General features: G+C 51.1%; 20 protein-coding genes. 18 read left to right on the top strand and 2 right to left on the bottom strand.

Annotation, left to right across the window (positions count from 1 at the left end; all coding sequences use genetic code 11):
- Nucleotides 1–467: 467 nt before the first annotated feature.
- Nucleotides 468–2,105 carry a malate synthase A gene (gene aceB / locus VPR01S_RS13580; protein WP_021705913.1) on the top strand — a complete coding sequence of 546 codons (1,638 nt, stop codon included), beginning with the start codon at nt 468–470 and terminating at the stop codon, nt 2,103–2,105.
- A gap of 127 nt (nt 2,106–2,232) precedes the next feature.
- Nucleotides 2,233–3,543 (top strand): isocitrate lyase, encoded by a 1,311-nt coding sequence (gene aceA, locus VPR01S_RS13575; RefSeq protein WP_021705912.1) that lies wholly within the window; start codon nt 2,233–2,235, stop codon nt 3,541–3,543.
- Nucleotides 3,544–3,656: 113 nt separating this feature from the next.
- On the opposite strand, the gene VPR01S_RS13570 is transcribed toward aceA, so the two are convergent.
- Nucleotides 3,657–4,106: a CBS domain-containing protein gene (locus VPR01S_RS13570; RefSeq protein WP_040902764.1), complete on the bottom strand. Its 450-nt coding sequence runs from the start codon at nt 4,104–4,106 to the stop codon at nt 3,657–3,659.
- Between the two features lie 250 nt (nt 4,107–4,356).
- Between VPR01S_RS13570 and queA the strand changes: the two genes are divergently transcribed.
- From queA to VPR01S_RS13540, 6 genes are all read left to right on the top strand, one after another.
- Entirely contained in the window at nt 4,357–5,409 is a 1,053-nt protein-coding gene (gene queA / locus VPR01S_RS13565; RefSeq protein WP_021705910.1) for a tRNA preQ1(34) S-adenosylmethionine ribosyltransferase-isomerase QueA, read from the top strand.
- A gap of 181 nt (nt 5,410–5,590) precedes the next feature.
- The gene (tgt, locus tag VPR01S_RS13560; protein ID WP_021705909.1) at nt 5,591–6,721 is read left to right on the top strand and encodes a tRNA guanosine(34) transglycosylase Tgt; all 1,131 of its coding nucleotides are present in this window, start codon (nt 5,591–5,593) and stop codon (nt 6,719–6,721) included.
- 140 nt (nt 6,722–6,861) lie between these two features.
- The gene (gene yajC, locus VPR01S_RS13555) at nt 6,862–7,191 is read left to right on the top strand and encodes a preprotein translocase subunit YajC (protein WP_021705908.1); all 330 of its coding nucleotides are present in this window, start codon (nt 6,862–6,864) and stop codon (nt 7,189–7,191) included.
- Between the two features lie 21 nt (nt 7,192–7,212).
- Entirely contained in the window at nt 7,213–9,069 is a 1,857-nt protein-coding gene (secD, locus tag VPR01S_RS13550; RefSeq protein WP_081693171.1) for a protein translocase subunit SecD, read from the top strand.
- 14 nt (nt 9,070–9,083) lie between these two features.
- On the top strand, nt 9,084–10,031 hold the full coding sequence (gene secF, locus VPR01S_RS13545) for a protein translocase subunit SecF (protein WP_021705906.1): 948 nt from the start codon (nt 9,084–9,086) through the stop codon (nt 10,029–10,031).
- A 63-nt stretch (nt 10,032–10,094) separates the two neighbouring features.
- Nucleotides 10,095–10,658 (top strand): cysteine hydrolase family protein, encoded by a 564-nt coding sequence (locus VPR01S_RS13540; RefSeq protein WP_021705905.1) that lies wholly within the window; start codon nt 10,095–10,097, stop codon nt 10,656–10,658.
- 76 nt (nt 10,659–10,734) lie between these two features.
- Here the strand turns inward: VPR01S_RS13540 and suhB are convergent, their stop codons facing one another.
- Nucleotides 10,735–11,538: an inositol-1-monophosphatase gene (gene suhB / locus VPR01S_RS13535; RefSeq protein ID WP_021705904.1), complete on the bottom strand. Its 804-nt coding sequence runs from the start codon at nt 11,536–11,538 to the stop codon at nt 10,735–10,737.
- A gap of 176 nt (nt 11,539–11,714) precedes the next feature.
- On the opposite strand from suhB, the gene trmJ reads away from it, so the two are divergent.
- The 10 genes from trmJ (at nt 11,715) to pepB (ending at nt 19,650) form a co-directional block, all read left to right on the top strand.
- Complete coding sequence (trmJ, locus tag VPR01S_RS13530; RefSeq protein ID WP_021705903.1) at nt 11,715–12,446, top strand: tRNA (cytosine(32)/uridine(32)-2'-O)-methyltransferase TrmJ; 732 nt, start codon at nt 11,715–11,717, stop codon at nt 12,444–12,446.
- A 112-nt stretch (nt 12,447–12,558) separates the two neighbouring features.
- Complete coding sequence (gene iscR / locus VPR01S_RS13525) at nt 12,559–13,065, top strand: Fe-S cluster assembly transcriptional regulator IscR (RefSeq protein WP_081693170.1); 507 nt, start codon at nt 12,559–12,561, stop codon at nt 13,063–13,065.
- 27 nt (nt 13,066–13,092) lie between these two features.
- Complete coding sequence (locus tag VPR01S_RS13520; protein ID WP_021705901.1) at nt 13,093–14,307, top strand: IscS subfamily cysteine desulfurase; 1,215 nt, start codon at nt 13,093–13,095, stop codon at nt 14,305–14,307.
- Between the two features lie 41 nt (nt 14,308–14,348).
- The gene (gene iscU, locus VPR01S_RS13515) at nt 14,349–14,732 is read left to right on the top strand and encodes a Fe-S cluster assembly scaffold IscU (protein WP_021705900.1); all 384 of its coding nucleotides are present in this window, start codon (nt 14,349–14,351) and stop codon (nt 14,730–14,732) included.
- Between the two features lie 69 nt (nt 14,733–14,801).
- Nucleotides 14,802–15,125, top strand: a complete 324-nt coding sequence (iscA, locus tag VPR01S_RS13510; RefSeq protein WP_021705899.1) for an iron-sulfur cluster assembly protein IscA — start codon at nt 14,802–14,804, stop codon at nt 15,123–15,125.
- 52 nt (nt 15,126–15,177) lie between these two features.
- The gene (hscB, locus tag VPR01S_RS13505) at nt 15,178–15,693 is read left to right on the top strand and encodes a co-chaperone HscB (protein ID WP_021705898.1); all 516 of its coding nucleotides are present in this window, start codon (nt 15,178–15,180) and stop codon (nt 15,691–15,693) included.
- 36 nt (nt 15,694–15,729) lie between these two features.
- Nucleotides 15,730–17,583 carry a Fe-S protein assembly chaperone HscA gene (gene hscA / locus VPR01S_RS13500; protein ID WP_021705897.1) on the top strand — a complete coding sequence of 618 codons (1,854 nt, stop codon included), beginning with the start codon at nt 15,730–15,732 and terminating at the stop codon, nt 17,581–17,583.
- 13 nt (nt 17,584–17,596) lie between these two features.
- Nucleotides 17,597–17,935 carry an ISC system 2Fe-2S type ferredoxin gene (gene fdx, locus VPR01S_RS13495; RefSeq protein ID WP_021705896.1) on the top strand — a complete coding sequence of 113 codons (339 nt, stop codon included), beginning with the start codon at nt 17,597–17,599 and terminating at the stop codon, nt 17,933–17,935.
- 55 nt (nt 17,936–17,990) lie between these two features.
- Nucleotides 17,991–18,185, top strand: a complete 195-nt coding sequence (gene iscX / locus VPR01S_RS13490; RefSeq protein WP_021705895.1) for a Fe-S cluster assembly protein IscX — start codon at nt 17,991–17,993, stop codon at nt 18,183–18,185.
- 166 nt (nt 18,186–18,351) lie between these two features.
- Nucleotides 18,352–19,650: an aminopeptidase PepB gene (gene pepB, locus VPR01S_RS13485; protein ID WP_021705894.1), complete on the top strand. Its 1,299-nt coding sequence runs from the start codon at nt 18,352–18,354 to the stop codon at nt 19,648–19,650.
- The last annotated feature ends 29 nt before the right edge of the window (nt 19,651–19,679 follow it).

Here is a 19,679-nt window from a genome sequence, read left to right as displayed (position 1 = left end):
AGCTTTCATAAAATTGTGAAATTTGACAATGTTAATTTTACATTTCCGTGAGTCGCTCTTGTTTGACTGGCCTCTCTATACCACTTCTCCCGCCATACGCACTCCGGCTGTTGTCATGCACATCGATATTCATACGTGCGTTTAAAACTCTAAATTGCCTCGCATTTGAGTGTAATTAAATTACGTAACTGGTTACATTTTTAGTGCTGAATTCAAGCATTTGTTTGAAACGGAATAAAACTTTGAATTTAACGTTTTGTTTACTTTAGTACTTTTACTCTAACGTATGTTGGTATAAGTTAAATAAAGGCTCGGTAAGACTTATGTCTAGCTTGAAAAGCGAGAGGCAGTAAGTGAAAGTGTCACTGTTAAAAACAAAAGATGATGCAATTTGCCGACCCATGAAGTGATGTAATTTGTGGTTCTAAATTTACAAATGTAGTCAGGTCTAGTGAAGGAATACGAATATGCTTGCAAACACACCAGAGAAAATGCCGAGTCACGCCGAAGCCCAAGATACCTTAGGCATGCTTGATGTTGTGGCGACACTTTCGTCACAACATCAGGCTATTTTCCCTGTCGAAGCCCAAACTTTTTTATCTCAATTGTGTAGCAAGTTTGCTTCCCGGGTTGATGAGCTGCTTGAGGCGCGTGAACAGCGTCAGTTGCACATCGACCAAGGGGAGTTGCCCGACTTCCTCAGCGACACTCAAGATATTCGCGAGGGAAGCTGGAAAATCCTTGGTATCCCTGCGGATCTGCAGGATCGCAGGGTGGAGATCACCGGTCCGACCGAGAGAAAAATGGTGATCAATGCGCTCAATGCCAACGTCAAAGTTTTCATGGCAGATTTTGAAGACTCCATGGCACCTGCCTGGGACAAGATGCTGGATGGTCAGATCAACTTGCGAGATGCCGTGGACGGTACCATCAGCTACACCAATCCGGATAATGGCAAGCAGTATCAACTGAGCGATGATCCCGCGGTCTTGATCTGCCGGGTTCGGGGTCTGCACCTCAAAGAGAAACACGTCACGTTTGCCGGACAGATCATTCCCGGCGCGCTGTTCGATTTCGCACTGTACTTCTTCAACAATTACCGAGCGCTGTTGGCAAAAGGCAGCGGTCCGTACTTCTACCTGCCTAAGCTTCAGTCTCATCACGAAGCGAAATGGTGGAGTGAGGTGTTTCATTTTACCGAAGACTATTTTGGCCTGGATACCGGCACCATCAAAGCCACCGTGCTGATTGAGACATTGCCTGCGGTGTTTGAGATGGATGAAATCCTGTTTTCGCTCAAAGAGCACATCGTCGGATTGAACTGTGGTCGTTGGGATTACATTTTCAGCTACATCAAAACGTTAAAGAACCATCCGGATCGGGTACTGCCGGACCGTCAGGTGGTCACCATGGATAAACCGTTTCTCAATGCCTATTCCCGTTTGCTGGTGCGCACTTGTCATCGCCGTGGTGCGTTTGCGATGGGCGGTATGGCCGCTTTTATTCCAGCGAAAGATCCTCAGGTCAATCAGCAGGTTCTGGATAAGATCCGTCACGATAAGCAGCTTGAAGCGGACAATGGCCACGACGGTACTTGGGTTGCACACCCGGGCTTGGCGGACACTGCGATGGCGGTCTTCGATCAAGCCTTAGGCGGGCGCAGCAATCAGTTGGAGGTTAGCCGTGATACAGATGAGCCTGTGAGCGCGCAGCAGTTACTCGCTCCGTGTGAAGGGCCACGCAGTGAAGCCGGCATGCGCCACAACATTCGCGTGGCATTGCAATACATTGAAGCCTGGATCTCCGGCAACGGATGTGTGCCTATCTACGGGATGATGGAAGATGCGGCCACCGCAGAAATTTCAAGAGCGTCGATTTGGCAATGGATCAAACATGGTAAGGAACTGGACAACGGGCAAGTGGTGACCAAAGCCCTGTTTGAGCAATACCTGACTGAAGAAATTGAGATAGTAAAACAAGAACTTGGCGCAGAACGTTTTGACAATGGACGTTTTGCCGAAGCGGCGCAACTGATGAGCCGACTGACCACCAGTGATGAGCTGAGTAACTTCCTGACGATTCCCGGATACGACTACCTGGACTGAACACTGAGTTATTCAACCGATAACGATAACAATCAATAACGTGAACTGTTTTCAAGGGCAGAGAGGGATGTACTGCTCGCGAAAAGGATGACCATGCGCTTGCGCATCAATATAAGAGGGACTGAACATGACATTAACTCGCCGCCAACAAATTGAAGCTCTGGAAAAAGACTGGGCAACCAATCCACGCTGGAATAACGTAAAACGTCCGTACAGTGCAGAAGAAGTGGTCGAACTGCGTGGCTCTATGGTGCCCGCCAATACCATTGCCCAGCGTGGTGCTGACAAGCTGTGGTCTCTGGTCAACGGCAGTGCCAAAAAAGGTTATGTGAACTGTCTTGGCGCACTGACCGGCGGGCAGGCTGTCCAGCAGGCGAAAGCGGGGATTGAAGCCATCTATCTGTCGGGCTGGCAGGTGGCGGCGGATAACAATACCGCCTCCACGATGTATCCGGACCAGTCACTCTACCCGGTGGATTCCGTCCCTTCAGTCGTAAAACGCATCAACAACTCCTTCCGTCGCGCCGACCAGATTCAGTGGGCTGGTGGCAAGTCTCCGGATGAGGAAGGTGGTATTGATTACTTCCTGCCTATTGTCGCCGATGCGGAAGCTGGCTTTGGTGGCGTACTGAACGCGTACGAACTGATGAAGTCGATGATCGAAGCCGGGGCGGCAGGCGTGCACTTTGAAGACCAGTTGGCGTCAGTGAAGAAGTGTGGCCACATGGGCGGTAAAGTGTTGGTTCCGACTCAGGAAGCGGTACAAAAGCTGGTAGCAGCGCGTCTGGCGGCCGACGTTGCAGGCACGACCACACTGGTTATTGCACGCACCGATGCCAATGCAGCCGACCTGTTGACGTCGGATTGTGATCCTTACGATAAGGATTTCATTCAAGGAGAGCGGACACAGGAAGGTTTCTACCGAGTGCGCGCTGGTATCGATCAGGCGATATCACGTGGCCTGGCTTATGCGCCTTACGCCGATTTGATCTGGTGTGAAACCGCCACTCCGTGTTTGGAAGAGGCGCGTAAGTTCGCCGAAGCCATTCATGCTGAGTACCCGGATCAGCTGTTGGCTTACAACTGCTCGCCTTCGTTCAACTGGGAGAAAAACCTGGATGCTGAAACGATTGCCAAATTCCAGCAAGCGCTTTCAGACATGGGGTACAAATACCAGTTCATCACGCTCGCAGGTATTCATAACATGTGGTTCAACATGTTTGAACTGGCACATGCGTATGCGCAGGGTGAAGGCATGCGTCATTACGTTGAAAAAGTTCAGCGTCCAGAGTTCCAGGCGGCAGAGAAAGGCTATACCTTCGTCGCGCACCAGCAAGAAGTGGGCACGGGTTACTTTGACAAGATGACCAACACCATTCAGGGCGGAAATTCATCCGTTACAGCCTTGACTGGCTCTACCGAAGAAGATCAATTCTAATCACTAACAACCTTAACGTGGTGTTTGAGCGGCTTCGGCCGCTCTTTTTTTATCCGGTTCTGGGGGTAAGAGACTCGGCGACAACGGAGAGAAGCGGGGCTGTCTGGGGGATCTCAGTCGAACGCTTGTATCTCTTCCGGTTCACTATCTTCTTGCAGCTCCAGCAGGTTGATGGCGATGGCCACAAAGTCACTGTCGGTGATAATGCCGACCAGCTCGTCTTTATCGACCACAGGCAGACAGCCGACTTTGTGTTTTTGCATGTAGATTGCACTCTGTTTGAGCCCCGCTTTCGGGCTGACGGTCATGATGCTGGTGTGCATCACATCGACCAGCGGGGTGTTCATGGTGTACGAATTTTCATCCGATACCTGCTGCAGGCTGGAATCCTGTGCGGCCAGAATATCGCGTTGAGTAATAATGCCCAGTAAGCGGCGTTCAGTGTCCACCACCGGAATATGGCGAATATCCAGCGCTTCCATCATGTGCTTGGCATCAGCAAGGGAATGAGAGCGCAGCAACGTATGCGGGTTGCGAGTCATCATATCTTCGACCTTGATCATGGTGGCCTCCTGCTTCTCGTGAATATGCATTTAATATAGTTGTTTTTGGGCCGGCGGAATGAGAGCTGCTTCGGTTTTTGTTTTGCTATCCCTAAAAATTGTAAGGCAAATTGTGCCGGGTCAAATCGAGCTGAGATTTAAGTTTCGAAACAAACTCTCTCCTTGCTATTGCCTCGGGTACGCCTATACTAGTCGGCTGCGAAAAAACTCGTCAAAAGACCGTTTAATCACCTGATAAGACCTTATTAACATGCAAGTATCCGATTTCCATTTTGACCTGCCTGATGAACTCATCGCCCGTTACCCTCAACCTGAGCGTACTGCCAGCCGTCTGCTGCAATTAGATGGCAACAGCGGCGAGCTGACCGATGGTACGTTTACTGATGTACTTTACCAGGTACAGCCCGGAGATCTGGTGGTGTTTAACAACACTCGTGTGATCCCGGCACGTATGTTTGGCCGCAAGGAATCGGGTGGCAAACTGGAAGTGCTGGTTGAGCGCATGCTGGATGATAAGCGCATTCTGGCACATGTACGTTGTTCGAAATCGCCAAAACCAGGAACGACGATTTTTGTTGGTGAACAAGATGAGTACCGCGCACAGATGGTTGCACGTCATGACGCACTGTTTGAGCTCGAATTTAACTCAGAGAAAACCGTGTTGGAGATTCTGGAGCAGATTGGCCACATGCCATTGCCTCCGTACATCGACCGTCCTGACGAAGAAGCGGACAAAGAGCGTTACCAGACCGTATATAACCAGAAACCGGGCGCGGTGGCGGCCCCGACCGCCGGTCTACACTTCGACGAAGTGTTGCTGGAGAAAATGAAAGCCAAAGGGGTGGAGTTTGCTTATGTAACTCTGCACGTTGGCGCGGGTACATTCCAACCGGTCAAAGTGGACAATGTCCATGAACACCACATGCATGCTGAATACGTAGAAGTGCCGCAAGACGTGGTGGATGCTATTCAGGCGACCAAAGCGCGCGGCGGCCGGATTATTGCCGTTGGCACCACCTCTGTGCGTTCACTGGAGAGCGCTGCGCAGGATGCACTGAAAAAAGGCACACCGCTGGTGCCGTTTTTTGGTGACACCGAAATCTTTATTTTTCCGGGATACGAATACCAACTGGTGGACTGCCTTATCACCAATTTCCACTTGCCAGAGTCAACTTTGATTATGCTGGTCAGTGCGTTTGCCGGCTACGAGAACACCATGAAGGCGTATCAACACGCGGTCGCCAATCAGTACCGCTTCTTCTCTTATGGTGATTCCATGTTCATCAAAAAGAAAACCGCTTAGGCGAAAATCAACCAGCCTGTCCGATAAGGTATCCGGATAGGAAGAATTTACGAGTGCTAGCAGTAAGCTAGGAGAGCGGGGCCAATTCTGCTCTCTCGCAGGGAATACGCGACCGCTCCTCATTGAGCCCGACAGGGCTCTGAAATAACCGTCAGACTGTTTCTCTGACATTGGAGGCTTCGTGAAATTAACGTTTGATCTAAAAAAGAAAAATGGCAACGCCCGTCGTGGTCAGTTGACCTTTGAACGCGGTACGGTGCAAACCCCGGCATTCATGCCAGTGGGCACCTATGGCACGGTAAAAGGGATGACGCCGGAAGAAGTCAAAGGCACCGGCGCTGAAATCTTGCTGGGCAACACATTCCACTTGTGGCTGCGTCCGGGTCAGGAAGTGATGAAAATGCACGGTGACCTGCATGACTTTATGAACTGGCATGGTCCGATCCTGACCGATTCAGGCGGTTTCCAGGTATTCAGCCTGGGTGACATCCGCAAAATCACCGAAGAAGGGGTGCACTTTCGTAACCCGGTGAACGGTGACAAGATTTTCATGGACGCAGAAAAGTCGATGGAAATCCAGAAAGACCTGGGCTCAGACATCGTGATGATCTTTGACGAATGTACCCCATACCCAGCGACACACGCAGAAGCGAAGACGTCGATGGAAATGTCACTGCGCTGGGCGCAACGTTCTCGCGACCACTTTGACAAACTGGACAACCCGAACAATCTGTTTGGTATCGTACAGGGTGGTGTGTATGAAGATCTGCGTGACGTGTCAGTCAAAGGGCTGACCGAGATCGGCTTTGATGGTTACGCGGTCGGAGGACTGGCAGTCGGTGAACCGAAAGAAGACATGCACCGAATTCTGGAACACACTTGTCCGCAGCTACCGGAAGACAAACCTCGCTACTTAATGGGAGTTGGCAAACCGGAAGATTTAGTAGAAGGTGTGCGTCGCGGTATCGACATGTTCGACTGTGTGATGCCAACGCGTAATGCACGTAACGGACACCTGTTTGTGACGGGGGGTGTGATCAAGATCCGTAATGCGAAACACAAAACGGATACTTCTCCACTTGATCCGCAATGTGACTGTTACACTTGCCAGAATTACTCGAAGTCATACCTGCACCATTTGGATCGTTGCAACGAAATTCTGGGTGCGCGTCTGAACACCATTCATAACCTGCGTTACTACCAGCGTTTGATGGAAAGTATTCGTAAAGCGATTGATGAAGATCGCTTTGACCAGTTTGTGGAAGAGTTTTACGCTCGCCGAAACCGCGAGGTTCCGCCGCTGAGCAAATAACTCAGCGAGTGACAAAATATAAGCAATAGCGCTCGATTTTTGAGAGGGTGATCTCTAATACACTCTTTGACAGTTGAAACTCGGGCGCTAAAGCTCAACTTGTTGGATTATCAATAAAAAATAACAGAGGACATTACTCGATGTTTATCAATAAAGCTTACGCAGCAGCAGAAGGCGCTTCACAGGGCGGCGGTTTTGAAATGCTCATCATGCTGGGCATGTTTGCCGTTATCTTCTACTTCATGATTTATCGTCCGCAAGCGAAGCGTGTTAAAGAGCACAAGAACCTGATGGCTGCAATGGCAAAAGGTGATGAAGTGCTGACCAGCGGTGGCTTGGTGGGTAAGATCACTAAGATTTCGGAAGAAACGGATTACATCTCAATCGAGCTGAATGCCAACAATGAAGTTGTGATCAAGAAAGATTTCGTTACTGCTGTACTGCCAAAAGGTACGCTTAAATCTCTATAAAACAGCCTGAGGATCCTCGCTGTGCTAAATCGTTACCCGTTATGGAAGTACCTGATGGTGCTGATGGCCATCTGTGTCGCAGCGCTGTATGCACTTCCGAACATATACGGTGAAGATCCAGCTATTCAAGTAACAGGGGCGCGTGGCGCCTCTGTTGATATGTCGACGCTGGATGCTGTTACCGACACTCTGAAAAATGACACCCTTTCCTACAAATCCGCCGCGCTTGAAAACGGTTCCATCCTGATTCGATTCAACGATACTGACACCCAAATCAGTGCTCGTGACGTGATCAGTGAAGCGTTGGGGGAAGATAAAATTGTTGCGCTCAACCTGGCTCCGTCAACCCCACATTGGCTGGAAGCAATTGGCGCAGCGCCAATGAAGCTCGGTCTTGACCTGCGTGGTGGTGTACATTTCCTGATGGAAGTGGACATGGACGCGGCGATGGAAAAGCTGGTCAGCCAGCAAGAAGAAGCGTTCCGTAGTGAGCTGCGTGACGAAAAGATCCGTTATCGTGCGATTCGTCCTTCCGGCAAACAGGCAGTGGAAGTCGTCCTGCGCAATGAAGAGCAACTGGATCAGGCGAAACGCTTACTGACCTCCAAACACCCGGACATGACGTTCAGTGAAAACGGCTCAAACAGCCGCTTTGCGCTGATTGCGACGTTTACGGAGCCGCGTCTGCAAGAGATCCGCAACTATGCGGTTGAGCAGAACATCACCATTTTGCGTAACCGTGTGAATGAACTGGGTGTGGCAGAACCTCTGGTTCAGCGTCAGGGCGCCAGCCGTATTGTGGTGGAGCTGCCTGGTGTTCAGGATACCGCTCGCGCCAAAGAGATCCTGGGCGCTACTGCGACACTGGAATTCCGTGAAGTCGATGACAAAGCCGATCTGGCCGCAGCGGCGGCCGGTCGTGTGCCTGCCGGCAGTGAAATCAAATACGACCGTGACGGTCGCCCTGCGGTACTGAAAAAGCGGGTGATTCTGAGCGGAGCCAGTATCACGGATGCCAGTTCAAGTACGGATGAATACGGTCGCCCTCAGGTGAACATCTCGCTCGACAGCGAAGGTGGTAACAAAATGGCGGCATTCTCGAAGAAGAACATCGGCAAGCTGATGGCGACGGTCTTCGCAGAATACAAAGACAGTGGTCGCAAAACGCCAGAAGGCAAAGTGATTCTGTCTAAGCACGAAGAAGTGATTAACCAGGCGACCATTCAGTCAGCACTGGGGCGTAACTTCCGCATTACCGGTATCGACTCTGCGGCAGAAGCGCACAACCTGGCGCTGTTATTGCGTGCCGGGGCACTGATTGCGCCAATCTCAATCGTGGAAGAGCGTACCATTGGTCCGTCTATGGGTCAGCAGAACATCGATATGGGTATTCAGGCGTGTATCTGGGGTATGGTCGCTGTGATGTTGTTTACCCTGTTGTACTACCGTGGATTCGGCCTGATTGCGAACCTCGCGCTGATGGCTAACCTGGTACTGATTATCGGTGTGATGTCGATGATTCCGGGCGCGACGATGACCTTGCCGGGGATCGCCGGTATCGTTCTGACCGTCGGTATGGCGGTGGATGCGAACGTGCTGATCTTCGAGCGTATTCGGGAAGAACTGCGGGATGGACGTAATCCGCAACAAGCGATCCATCAGGGCTATGCTAATGCGTTCAGTACCATTGCCGATGCGAACATCACCACACTGATTACCGCCATCATCCTGTTTGCAGTGGGTACCGGTGCGATCAAAGGTTTCGCGGTGACACTGTCCATCGGTATCCTGACCTCTATGTTTACTGCCATCATTGGTACACGTTGTGTCGTGAACCTGATTTACGGCGGTAAGCGTGTGAAGAAACTGTCGATCTGAGGCTGAGAAGAGTTATGTTTCAAATTCTGAAAGCAGGAAAAGCGATCGACTTTATGCGTTGGTCGAAATTCGCCTTCATCTTCTCTTTGTTGATGATTGGCGCGTCTATTTTCACTTTATCCACCAAGTGGCTCAATTGGGGCCTGGACTTTACGGGTGGTACGCTGATTGAAGTCGGTTTTGAACAGCCGGCCAATCTGGAAGAGATCCGTACCTCGCTGGAAGCGCAAGGGTTTGGTGACGCTACCGTACAGAACTTCGGTTCGGCACGTGAAGTCATGGTGCGTTTGCGTCCGCGTGAAGATGTTGCCGGTGAAACGCTGGGTAACCAGATTCTGTCTGCAATCAAAGACGGCACGGGCAAAAGCGTGGAAATGCGTCGGATTGAGTTCGTCGGTCCGAACGTCGGTGATGAACTGACCGAAGCCGGTGGCCTGGCGATCCTGGTCTCTCTGATCTGTATCCTGATCTACGTCTCAATGCGTTTCGAATGGCGTTTGGCTGCCGGTGCGGTACTGGCCTTGGCGCACGATGTGATCATTACCTTGGGCGTCTTCTCGCTGATGAAAATCGAAGTGGATCTGACGATCGTGGCTGCATTGCTGACTGTGGTGGGGTACTCACTCAACGATACCATCGTGGTCTTTGACCGTATCCGCGAGAACTTCCGCAAGATGCGCAAGGGCGAGCCCGCCGAGATCATGAACAGTTCGATTACTCAGACACTGAGCCGAACGTTGATCACCTCGGGGACTACCTTGTTTGTGGTGATTGCGCTGTTTACTCAGGGCGGGGCGTTGATCCACGGCTTTGCCACTGCCTTGTTGCTGGGCATCACGGTCGGTACGTATTCTTCCATCTATGTCGCGTCAGCTTTGGCTTTGCGACTGGGCATCACCAAAGAGCATTTGATGCCACCTCAGGTGGAAAAAGAAGGCGCCGAATTCGACGAAATGCCATAAACATCCCAAAAAGCTACTGCCAGTCAGTAGCTTTTTTTATGTCTGACGCTTAAGGAGGGCTCTATGCCTATTACTACGCTTGATCGCCACTGCGCGCTGATTGTGATTGATTTACAATACGGTATTGTCCCGCTCCCGCCCGCTCAGGACGCCAAACGTGCTGTCGAGCACAGCGTTGCGTTGATTCAGGCCTTCCACAGGGCAGATCACCCCGTCGTGTTGGTGAATGTGGCTGGCAGTGCACCGGGTCGCACTGATGTCGGACCAAGCCGTGTTGAGCCTGCGTCGGACTGGGCGGAACTCATTGAGGCTTTACCGCGGCGAGAAGAGGATATTTTGCTCACCAAACGGAATTGGGGAGCGTTTATTAATACCGAGTTGCATTCTCTGTTGCAGGCGCGTGGGATCACGCAGGTGGTGGTGTGCGGTATTGCGACCAGTATTGGGGTGGAGTCCACGGCCAGGCAGGCGTTTGAGCTTGGGTATCATGTCGTATTGTGCCGTGATGCCATGACGGATCTGGACCCGTACAACCACCGTCATGCCTGTGACAAAATTTTTCCTCGTCTGGGCCAGGTGTGTGACAGCGCAGAGGTGATTCGACTGTTGGAGAGTCCGACGGTATAAAAAAAGCCCCGGCACTTATGGTGCAGGGGCTTAGACTGGTAATCAGCGTGACGGGCTTAGCATTACACAGTCGCGATTATTTCATCATCGCTTCGTTGCCGTTTTCACGGATGTGTTTTAGGATGCCTTTCACACCGCGTGCGCTGGAGGTGACAACATTGCCTGATTTCATGTAATCAGTACCACCGGCGAAATCGGTGATGATGGCCCCCGCTTCACGAGCGATCAGCTCACCTGCAGCCATATCCCAAGGTTTCAGGCCCAGCTCAAAGTAACCATCGACACGGTTCGCTGCCACGTAACACAGATCCAGAGCGGCAGAACCAGTGCGACGGAAATCGGCAACGTCGGTGAACAGTGACGTCATGATCTTGAAGTAAGATTCAGAGTGTTGTTTCTGCTTGAACGGAAAGCCCGTTGCCAGAACAGTACCTTGCAGATCTTTCAGTTGCTTAACACGGATACGTGCGTTGTTCAGCTGAGCACCTGAACCACGTTGTGCGGTGAACAGTTCATTCAGCATAGGATCGTAAACACAGGCAACTTCAGTTTTGCCTTTGATGCGAACCGCGATAGATACAGAGAAGTGAGGCAAACCTTTTACAAAGTTTGTGGTGCCATCCAGTGGGTCGATGATCCATTGTACGTCGTTGTCTTTGCCTTCCATCAGACCGCCTTCTTCAGCGATGATTGAGTGCTCAGGATATGACGCTTTGATAGTGCTAACGATAATAGCTTCCGCTTCTTTGTCTACGTTCGTAACAAAGTCGTTAATGCCTTTTTGTGTTGATTCGATTTTTTCGGCGTTTTCTAGAGATTTAGCAATATGGTTGCCTGCTTTTCGCGCAGCGCGAATAGCGATATTTAGCATTGGATGCATACGGGTTTCCCAACGGATGTTAAAGAACGAAAAAGCGGGCGGCAGTATATCAAAGTTTTTTCAAAAAGGAAGTGGTTATTTTTTGAACTTTTAGTTGCACAAAGTTCGAGGGTCTGACCATTTTACTCAGGTATGTGTTAATATCGTGCGGCTTTTCCATTTGGGGTATGAAATCCATGTTAGATAACGTCAAAGTCGTGCTGGTCGGCACATCACATTCAGGTAATATCGGCTCTGCTGCCAGAGCAATGAAAGTGATGGGACTGAGCCAGATGGTTTTGGTTGACCCTCAATGTGAAGTGGATGCTCAGGCGGTGGCACTGGCGGCTGGAGCGAGTGAAATCGCTTTGAATGCGCCCGTGGTTTCAACGCTGGAAGAAGCGGTTGCAGATTGCGGTCTGGTGGTGGGGTCAAGTGCCCGTTCCCGAACGCTGGAGTGGCCGATGCTGGAGCCGCGTGAATGCGGTGAGCGTTTTGCGGTGGAAGGTGAGCAACACCCGGTCGCACTGGTGTTTGGCCGTGAACGAACCGGTCTGACCAATGAAGAGCTGCAACGTTGCCATTATCATGTTTGCATTCCGGCAAACCCGGAGTACAGTTCGCTCAATCTGGCCATGGCGGTGCAAACCTTGAGCTACGAAGTGCGTATGGCACATCTCAATCGCCAGCAACAGCAGTATCCGCCTCAAGAAGCACAGGACTATCCGCGCCATCAGGAGCTGGAACGTTTTTACCAGCACCTTGAAAAAGTGATGCTGGACACCCAGTTCATTTCTGAGCAGCAACCAGGACAGGTGATGAACAAACTGCGTCGTCTGTTTAGCCGAGCAAGACCAGAGGCTCAAGAAATCAATATCTTACGTGGCGTTTTAACCGCGGTAGAGAAAAGCCTGATGAATAAGAAATAACCATTTTTATTTAGTGGTTAAATACCTGACTAATTTACTCAAATAAATACTTGACCATTTTAGTCAGGTATGAAAAACTCATACCACACAAACAAAGTGGATATGGTGTGATATGAGACTTACATCTAAAGGAAGATATGCGGTAACAGCCATGTTAGATGTGGCTCTGCATTCGCAACAAAACCCAGTTCCACTGGCGGATATTTCAGAACGCCAGGGAATTTCGCTCTCTTATCTGGAGCAACTGTTTTCTAAACTGCGCAAAGCAGGCCTGGTGGCTAGCGTGCGTGGTCCTGGCGGTGGTTACCGCCTCGGCGCAGAAGCGACGACGATTTCCATCGGCACTGTGATTGCTGCGGTGGATGAGTCTGTGGACGCGACCAAATGCAATGGTAAAGGTGATTGTCAGGGCGGTACGCGCTGTCTGACTCACACACTTTGGCGTGATCTAAGTTCACGCATCAGCGACTTCCTGAATAACATCACCCTGGGTGAGTTAATGATTGATAATGAAGTCCTGGAAATTTCAGATCGTCAGGATATTGAGCTGTCGGTCAACAATGGGTTCGCACAGAAAAAATCAAACACCGCCCCCATCGGTGTGAATGTTCGCTCATAGCGGCAATGTTTTACATTGGAGTAAAGAATGAAACTGCCTATTTATCTTGATTATTCAGCAACCTGCCCGGTCGATCCTCGCGTTGCTGAAAAAATGGTTCAGTACATGACAATGGATGGCGCATTCGGTAACCCGGCGTCACGTTCGCACCGTTATGGCTGGCAGGCAGAGGAAGCAGTGGACACGGCTCGTGAGCAGATTGCTGACCTGCTGAACGCGGACCCGCGTGAGATTGTCTTCACTTCTGGTGCGACGGAGTCGGACAACTTGGCGATCAAAGGTGTGGCGCATTTCTACAATAAGAAAGGCAAACACATCATCACGTGTAAAACAGAGCATAAAGCGGTGCTTGACCCATGTCGTCAGCTGGAACGTGAAGGTTTCGAAGTGACGTACCTGGAGCCTGAGTCAAATGGTCTTATCGACCTGAACAAACTGCAGGCAGCCATGCGTGATGACACGGTTCTGGTGTCAATCATGCACGTGAACAACGAAATCGGTGTGATTCAAGACATCACCGCGATCGGTGAACTGTGTCGTGAGCGTAAGATTGTCTTCCATGTTGATGCTGCGCAATCTGCGGGTAAATTGCCGATCGATGTTCAGGAAATGAAAGTAGACCTGATTTCTCTGTCGGCGCACAAGATTTACGGCCCGAAAGGCATCGGTGCCCTGTACGTTCGCCGTAAACCACGTATCCGTCTGGAAGCCCAGATGCACGGTGGTGGCCACGAACGTGGATTCCGTTCAGGCACACTGGCAACCCACCAGATCGTTGGTATGGGTGAAGCATTCCGCATTGCAAAAGAAGACATGCAGAAAGATTACGATCACGCTCTGGCATTGCGTAACCGTCTGCTGGATGGCGTAAAAGATCTGGAAGCGGTCACAATCAATGGTGATTTGGAGCAGCGTCTGCCAAATAACCTGAACATCAGCTTTGCGTTCGTTGAAGGTGAATCGCTGCTGATGTCTCTGAAAGACCTGGCGGTCTCGTCAGGCAGTGCTTGTACATCAGCCAGTTTGGAACCGTCGTACGTACTGCGTGCTTTGGGTCTGGACGATGAGCTGGCTCACAGCTCAATCCGTTTCTCATTCGGTCGTTTCACGAGCGAAGAAGAAGTGGATTACGCAATTGAACAAATCCGCGTAGCGGTTAACAAGCTGCGTGACATGTCTCCTCTATGGGATATGTACAAAGAGGGAGTCGATTTGAGCACCGTTGAATGGGCGCATCACTAATCGTTCCAAGGACAGAAGTAGAGGATTCGAGGTAATTTATCATGGCATATAGCGAAAAAGTAATTGATCACTACGAGAACCCACGTAACGTAGGTTCGTTCGACAAAGAAGACCCAAGCATTGGTAGCGGTATGGTCGGTGCCCCAGCTTGTGGTGACGTAATGAAACTGCAAATCAAGGTAACGCCAGAAGGCATTATCGAAGATGCGAAGTTCAAAACGTACGGTTGTGGTAGTGCAATCGCTTCAAGTTCACTGGTTACTGAGTGGGTGAAAGGCAAGTCAATCGACGAAGCGGCAGCAATCAAAAACGCTGAAATCGCGGAAGAGCTGGAACTGCCTCCGGTGAAAGTTCACTGTTCAATTCTGGCTGAAGACGCGATCAAAGCCGCGGTTGCAGATTACAAGAAAAAACACCAACAGTAAGACTTTAAATTATGGGGAGCCCTTTGCTCCCCATTCGTTCGACCTAACAGACAACGATAAAGGTGCAGTATGGCCATCACTCTGACTGAAAACGCAGCATCCCGCGTGAGAACATTCCTGGAAAATCGAGGCAAAGGTATCGGTTTGCGTCTGGGCGTGAAAACGACTGGGTGTTCAGGTATGGCGTATGTGCTGGAGTTTGTTGACGATCTGAATGAAGAAGATCAGGTTTTTGAACATAACGGCGTGAAAATCATCATTGATGCAAAAAGCATGGTCTACCTCGATGGTACCGAGCTGGATTACGTCAAAGAAGGCCTTAACGAAGGTTTTGAATTCAACAACCCGAATGCGAAAAGCGAATGCGGTTGTGGTGAGAGTTTCAACGTTTGAGCAAAAACCGTCGGGCCGTCTGGCCCGGCACTGACTATCCTGAGCGAATGCTATGAACCATTTTGAATTATTTGGGCTACCAAGTCAGTTTCAGCTGGATGGTAGCCTTCTTTCTTCTCAGTTCCGTGAACTGCAAAAGCGATTCCACCCAGACAACTTTGCCTCAGCTTCCGAGCGAGATCGCCTGTTAGCCGTGCAAAAAGCAGCGCAGATCAATGACGCCTACCAAGTGCTGAAAAATCCGCTCTCGCGTGCGGAGTACCTGTTGGCTGAAAATGGGGTAGAAATCCGCGGTGAGCAGCAGACGATGCAGGATCCCATGTTCCTGATGGAGCAGATGGAACTGCGCGAAGAGTTGGAATCGCTGGCGGATGACAGCGATGCGATGGATCGACTTTTTGACTTTGACAGCAAGGTCAGCAAAATGTACCGACATCATCTGGCGGAAGTCGAGCGCGAACTGGATAGCGGGTTGTGGAATGAAGCCGCTGATCGTGTACGCAAACTCAAATTTGTCGCCAAGTTAAAACACGAGATTGAACTGGTTGAAGACAAGTTAGCGGGCTAACCCGCGCTTCAACAAGGAACCGAAAAAGGACCCATAATGGCATTACTTCAAATTGCAGAGCCAGGTCAGAGTAGCGCGCCACACGAGCATAAGCTGGCAGCGGGGATCGATCTGGGGACAACAAACTCTTTGGTGGCGTCCGTACGCAGTGGCAGTGCGGCAACGCTGACCGATGAGCAAGGCAGAAGCATTCTGCCGTCTGTTGTGCATTATGCCAAAGAAGACACGCAAGTGGGTTATGCCGCCCGAGATAAGGCGCAGCAAGACCCGCAAAATACCATTATTTCTGTAAAACGCCTGATTGGCCGTTCACTGGCTGACATCCAGCAACGTTATCCGACACTGCCTTATCAGTTCAGTGAAAGTGAGAATGGCCTGCCGGTACTGCAAACGGAACAGGGCGCGAAAAACCCGGTTCAGGTCTCGGCTGAGATTCTGAAATCACTGGCTCAACGCGCCGAACATACTCTGGGTGGCGAGTTGTCCGGGGTTGTGATTACCGTCCCTGCGTATTTCGATGATGCACAGCGTGCCAGTACGAAAGACGCAGCCCGTCTGGCGGGTCTACATGTCTTGCGTTTGCTCAATGAGCCGACGGCGGCGGCGATCGCCTACGGCCTTGATTCCGGTCAGGAAGGGGTGATAGCGGTCTACGATCTGGGTGGCGGCACATTCGATATTTCGATTCTTCGCCTGTCGAAAGGGGTATTTGAAGTGCTGGCCACGGGCGGTGACTCTGCGCTGGGTGGCGATGATTTTGACCATCTGGTGGCTGAACATCTGCAAGCCAAAATTGGCATTGACGGGCCGTTGAGTGCTGGCGACAACCGCGCGTTACTCAATGCAGCCACAGCGGCCAAAATTGCGTTATCAGACCGCGACGTCGCCGAGCTTGATGTGCTGGGGTGGCAAGGTACGCTGAGCCGTGATGAATTTGATGATTTGATTCGCCCTCTGGTGAAAAAAACGCTGATGTCATGCCGCCGCGCACTGAAAGATGCGGACGTGGACACCGATGAAGTCCAGGATGTGGTGATGGTCGGTGGGTCGACGCGTACGCCGCTGGTCCGCGATATGGTGGGGGAGTTTTTCAATCGCACCCCGCTGACCAGCATTAATCCGGATGAAGTGGTTGCCATTGGCGCCGGCCTGCAAGCGGATGTACTGGCCGGAAACAAGCCAGATTCTGAGATGCTACTGCTGGATGTGATTCCGCTGTCTCTCGGTATTGAAACCATGGGCGGTTTAGTGGAGAAAATCATTCCGCGCAACACCACGATTCCGGTGGCGCGTGCGCAGGAGTTCACCACGTTTAAAGATGGCCAGACCGCGATGGCAGTGCATGTGGTGCAGGGAGAGCGAGAAATGGTGGATGACTGCCGCTCGTTAGCCCGTTTCTCTCTGAAAGGCATTCCGCCTATGGCCGCAGGCGCTGCTCACATTCGGGTCACCTATCAGGTGGACGCCGATGGTTTGCTGTCGGTCACCGCAATGGAGAAAAGCACCGGTATTCAGGCCGAGATTCAGGTGAAGCCTTCGTATGGTCTGAGTGACGATGAAGTGGCGAATATGCTGAAAGACTCAATGACGCACGCAAAAGAAGACATGCAAGCGCGTGCGTTGGCGGAACAGCGTGTGGAAGCGGATCGGGTAATTGAAGGCCTGATCGCAGCGATGCAAGCGGATGGCGACGAGCTGCTCAGTGAGAGTGAGCGTCAGGCGCTTGTCACCGCGATCGAATCGCTGATCGAACGGCGTAATGGTGATGATGTAGCAGCGATTGAGCAGGGCATCAAGGACACCGATAAAGCGAGCCAGGATTTTGCCTCTCGCCGAATGGACAAATCAATCCGTGCCGCACTGGCCGGTCAGTCTGTCGACGATATTTAAAGAGATTAAAACTATGCCAAAAATTGTTGTTCTCCCTCATCAGGATCTTTGCCCGGAAGGGGCGGTACTTGAAGCCAGCGAAGGCGAAACGGTATTGGACGTTGCGTTGAAAAACGGCATTGCGATCGAACACGCGTGTGAGAAGTCGTGCGCGTGTACGACTTGCCACGTGATTATCCGTGAAGGCTTTGATTCGCTTGATGAAAGTGATGAGCTGGAAGATGATATGCTGGATAAAGCCTGGGGGCTGGAGCCAGAATCCCGTTTGGGCTGTCAGGCGAAAGTGGCCGATGAGGACTTAGTGGTTGAGATCCCTCGTTACACCATTAACCTGGCGAAAGAAGATCACTAATCATGCATGGCGGTTATACTCAGGGTAACCGCTGTGAGTAAGACAGGAAACCGTTATGAAATGGACTGATTCGCGCGATATTGCGATTGAACTGTGTGATAAATTTCCGGACATCGATCCGAAAAACGTACGTTTTACCGATCTGCATCAGTGGATTCTGGATTTGGAGGATTTTGACGATGAGCCTAACCGCTCAAACGAGAAAATCCTCGAAGCGGTGATACTGTGCTGGATGGACGAAATGGACTAAGCATTTCGCTTGGCAAAACCCTGCGCAGTTAACAATTCTTACTAAAAAAAGCGGACCTTATGGTCCGTTTTTTTCTCAAGTTGACATTTTTACCCTACATAATGCTAACATTCGATGGTTATGAATAGTGCGGCCAGGCAAAGCCGCGGAAAGACAAGGAGAAACCATGTCTGCACATATGTCAGTTTTTATCAGCCGTGAACCTGCCCAGCCTCAGTGGGGAGACAAGGCACTGCTCTCATTTTCTGAAAATGGCACCACCATTCACCTGACTCAGGGGAATGCTCAGGACGCGATTCAGCGAGCGGCGCGCAAATTAGATGCACAGGGTATTCGTACAATCTCACTCGCCGGTGATGGTTGGGATCTGGAGACGATCTGGACTTTTCATCAAGGTTACCGTAATCCGAAAAAGAACAACCAGCTAGAATGGTCAACGCTGGCAGAAGGCGAGCAACATGAGTTGCTGGCTCGTATTAAAGCGGCTGACTGGACACGCGATATTATCAACAAAAGTGCGGAAGAAATTGCACCACGTCAGTTGGCGACGCTGGCGTCGGAGTTTATCAAGTCCGTGGCTCCTGAAGGTACCGTTACCAGCCGCATCGTGAAAGATCGCGATCTTCTGGCCGAAGGCTGGGAAGGCATTTTTGCCGTGGGGCGTGGCTCTGAACGTACCTCCGCCATGCTGCAGCTCGACTTCAACCCGACAGGGGATGAGAATGCACCGGTATTCGCCTGTCTGGTGGGCAAAGGTATTACGTTCGACTCTGGTGGTTACAGCCTGAAACCATCGAATTTTATGTCGGCAATGAAAGCAGACATGGGCGGCGCCGGCACTATTACCGGTGGCCTGGGACTGGCCATCATGCGTGGCCTGAACAAGCGGGTAAAATTGATCCTGTGCTGTGCTGAAAACATGGTTTCTGGTCGTGCGCTGAAACTGGGTGACATCATCACTTACAAAAACGGGACAACTGTCGAAATCATGAACACCGATGCTGAAGGTCGCTTGGTGTTGGCCGATGGTCTGATTTACGCTTCAGAGCAACAGCCGCAACTGATCATTGACTGCGCGACCTTGACGGGCGCGGCCAAGAATGCGCTTGGTAACGATTACCATGCGTTGATGAGCTTTGACGATGAGTTGTCTCATCAGGCACTGACGGCCGCTCGTCATGAACAGGAAGGTTTGTGGCCACTGCCTGTGGCTGATTTCCACCGTGAGATGTTGCCTTCTAGCTTTGCGGATCTGTCGAACATCAGCTCTGGTGACTACTCTCCGGGCGCCAGCACAGCCGCGGCGTTCTTGTCCTACTTTGTCGACGATTATAAGCACGGCTGGCTGCACTTTGACTGTGCAGGTACTTACCGTAAAGCGGCGTCAGACAAATGGGCGGCGGGTGCCACCGGTATGGGCGTGCGTACACTGGCCCGAGTGCTGGTGGAGCAGGCCGACAAATAAAGTATTACTGGTTCCGCGAACAGCGGAAC

This window comes from Vibrio proteolyticus NBRC 13287, from assembly GCF_000467125.1.
GTDB classification, from domain to species: domain Bacteria; phylum Pseudomonadota; class Gammaproteobacteria; order Enterobacterales; family Vibrionaceae; genus Vibrio; species Vibrio proteolyticus.
This window is presented reverse-complemented; position numbering and strand designations above follow the sequence as displayed.

What these genes read in the sequence shown, in the direction of transcription:
- queA (WP_021705910.1), top strand. Translation starts at nt 4,357, where the DNA reads ATGCAAGTATCCGATTTCCATTTTGACCTGCCTGATGAACTCATCGCC.
- trmJ (WP_021705903.1), top strand. Translation starts at nt 11,715, where the DNA reads ATGTTAGATAACGTCAAAGTCGTGCTGGTCGGCACATCACATTCAGGT.
- VPR01S_RS13570 (WP_040902764.1), bottom strand. Translation starts at nt 4,106, where the DNA reads ATGATCAAGGTCGAAGATATGATGACTCGCAACCCGCATACGTTGCTG.
- aceB (WP_021705913.1), top strand. Translation starts at nt 468, where the DNA reads ATGCTTGCAAACACACCAGAGAAAATGCCGAGTCACGCCGAAGCCCAA.
- yajC (WP_021705908.1), top strand. Translation starts at nt 6,862, where the DNA reads ATGTTTATCAATAAAGCTTACGCAGCAGCAGAAGGCGCTTCACAGGGC.
- hscA (WP_021705897.1), top strand. Translation starts at nt 15,730, where the DNA reads ATGGCATTACTTCAAATTGCAGAGCCAGGTCAGAGTAGCGCGCCACAC.
- iscX (WP_021705895.1), top strand. Translation starts at nt 17,991, where the DNA reads ATGAAATGGACTGATTCGCGCGATATTGCGATTGAACTGTGTGATAAA.
- pepB (WP_021705894.1), top strand. Translation starts at nt 18,352, where the DNA reads ATGTCTGCACATATGTCAGTTTTTATCAGCCGTGAACCTGCCCAGCCT.
- fdx (WP_021705896.1), top strand. Translation starts at nt 17,597, where the DNA reads ATGCCAAAAATTGTTGTTCTCCCTCATCAGGATCTTTGCCCGGAAGGG.
- aceA (WP_021705912.1), top strand. Translation starts at nt 2,233, where the DNA reads ATGACATTAACTCGCCGCCAACAAATTGAAGCTCTGGAAAAAGACTGG.
- VPR01S_RS13540 (WP_021705905.1), top strand. Translation starts at nt 10,095, where the DNA reads ATGCCTATTACTACGCTTGATCGCCACTGCGCGCTGATTGTGATTGAT.
- hscB (WP_021705898.1), top strand. Translation starts at nt 15,178, where the DNA reads ATGAACCATTTTGAATTATTTGGGCTACCAAGTCAGTTTCAGCTGGAT.
- secF (WP_021705906.1), top strand. Translation starts at nt 9,084, where the DNA reads ATGTTTCAAATTCTGAAAGCAGGAAAAGCGATCGACTTTATGCGTTGG.
- iscR (WP_081693170.1), top strand. Translation starts at nt 12,559, where the DNA reads ATGAGACTTACATCTAAAGGAAGATATGCGGTAACAGCCATGTTAGAT.
- suhB (WP_021705904.1), bottom strand. Translation starts at nt 11,538, where the DNA reads ATGCATCCAATGCTAAATATCGCTATTCGCGCTGCGCGAAAAGCAGGC.
- iscA (WP_021705899.1), top strand. Translation starts at nt 14,802, where the DNA reads ATGGCCATCACTCTGACTGAAAACGCAGCATCCCGCGTGAGAACATTC.
- iscU (WP_021705900.1), top strand. Translation starts at nt 14,349, where the DNA reads ATGGCATATAGCGAAAAAGTAATTGATCACTACGAGAACCCACGTAAC.
- VPR01S_RS13520 (WP_021705901.1), top strand. Translation starts at nt 13,093, where the DNA reads ATGAAACTGCCTATTTATCTTGATTATTCAGCAACCTGCCCGGTCGAT.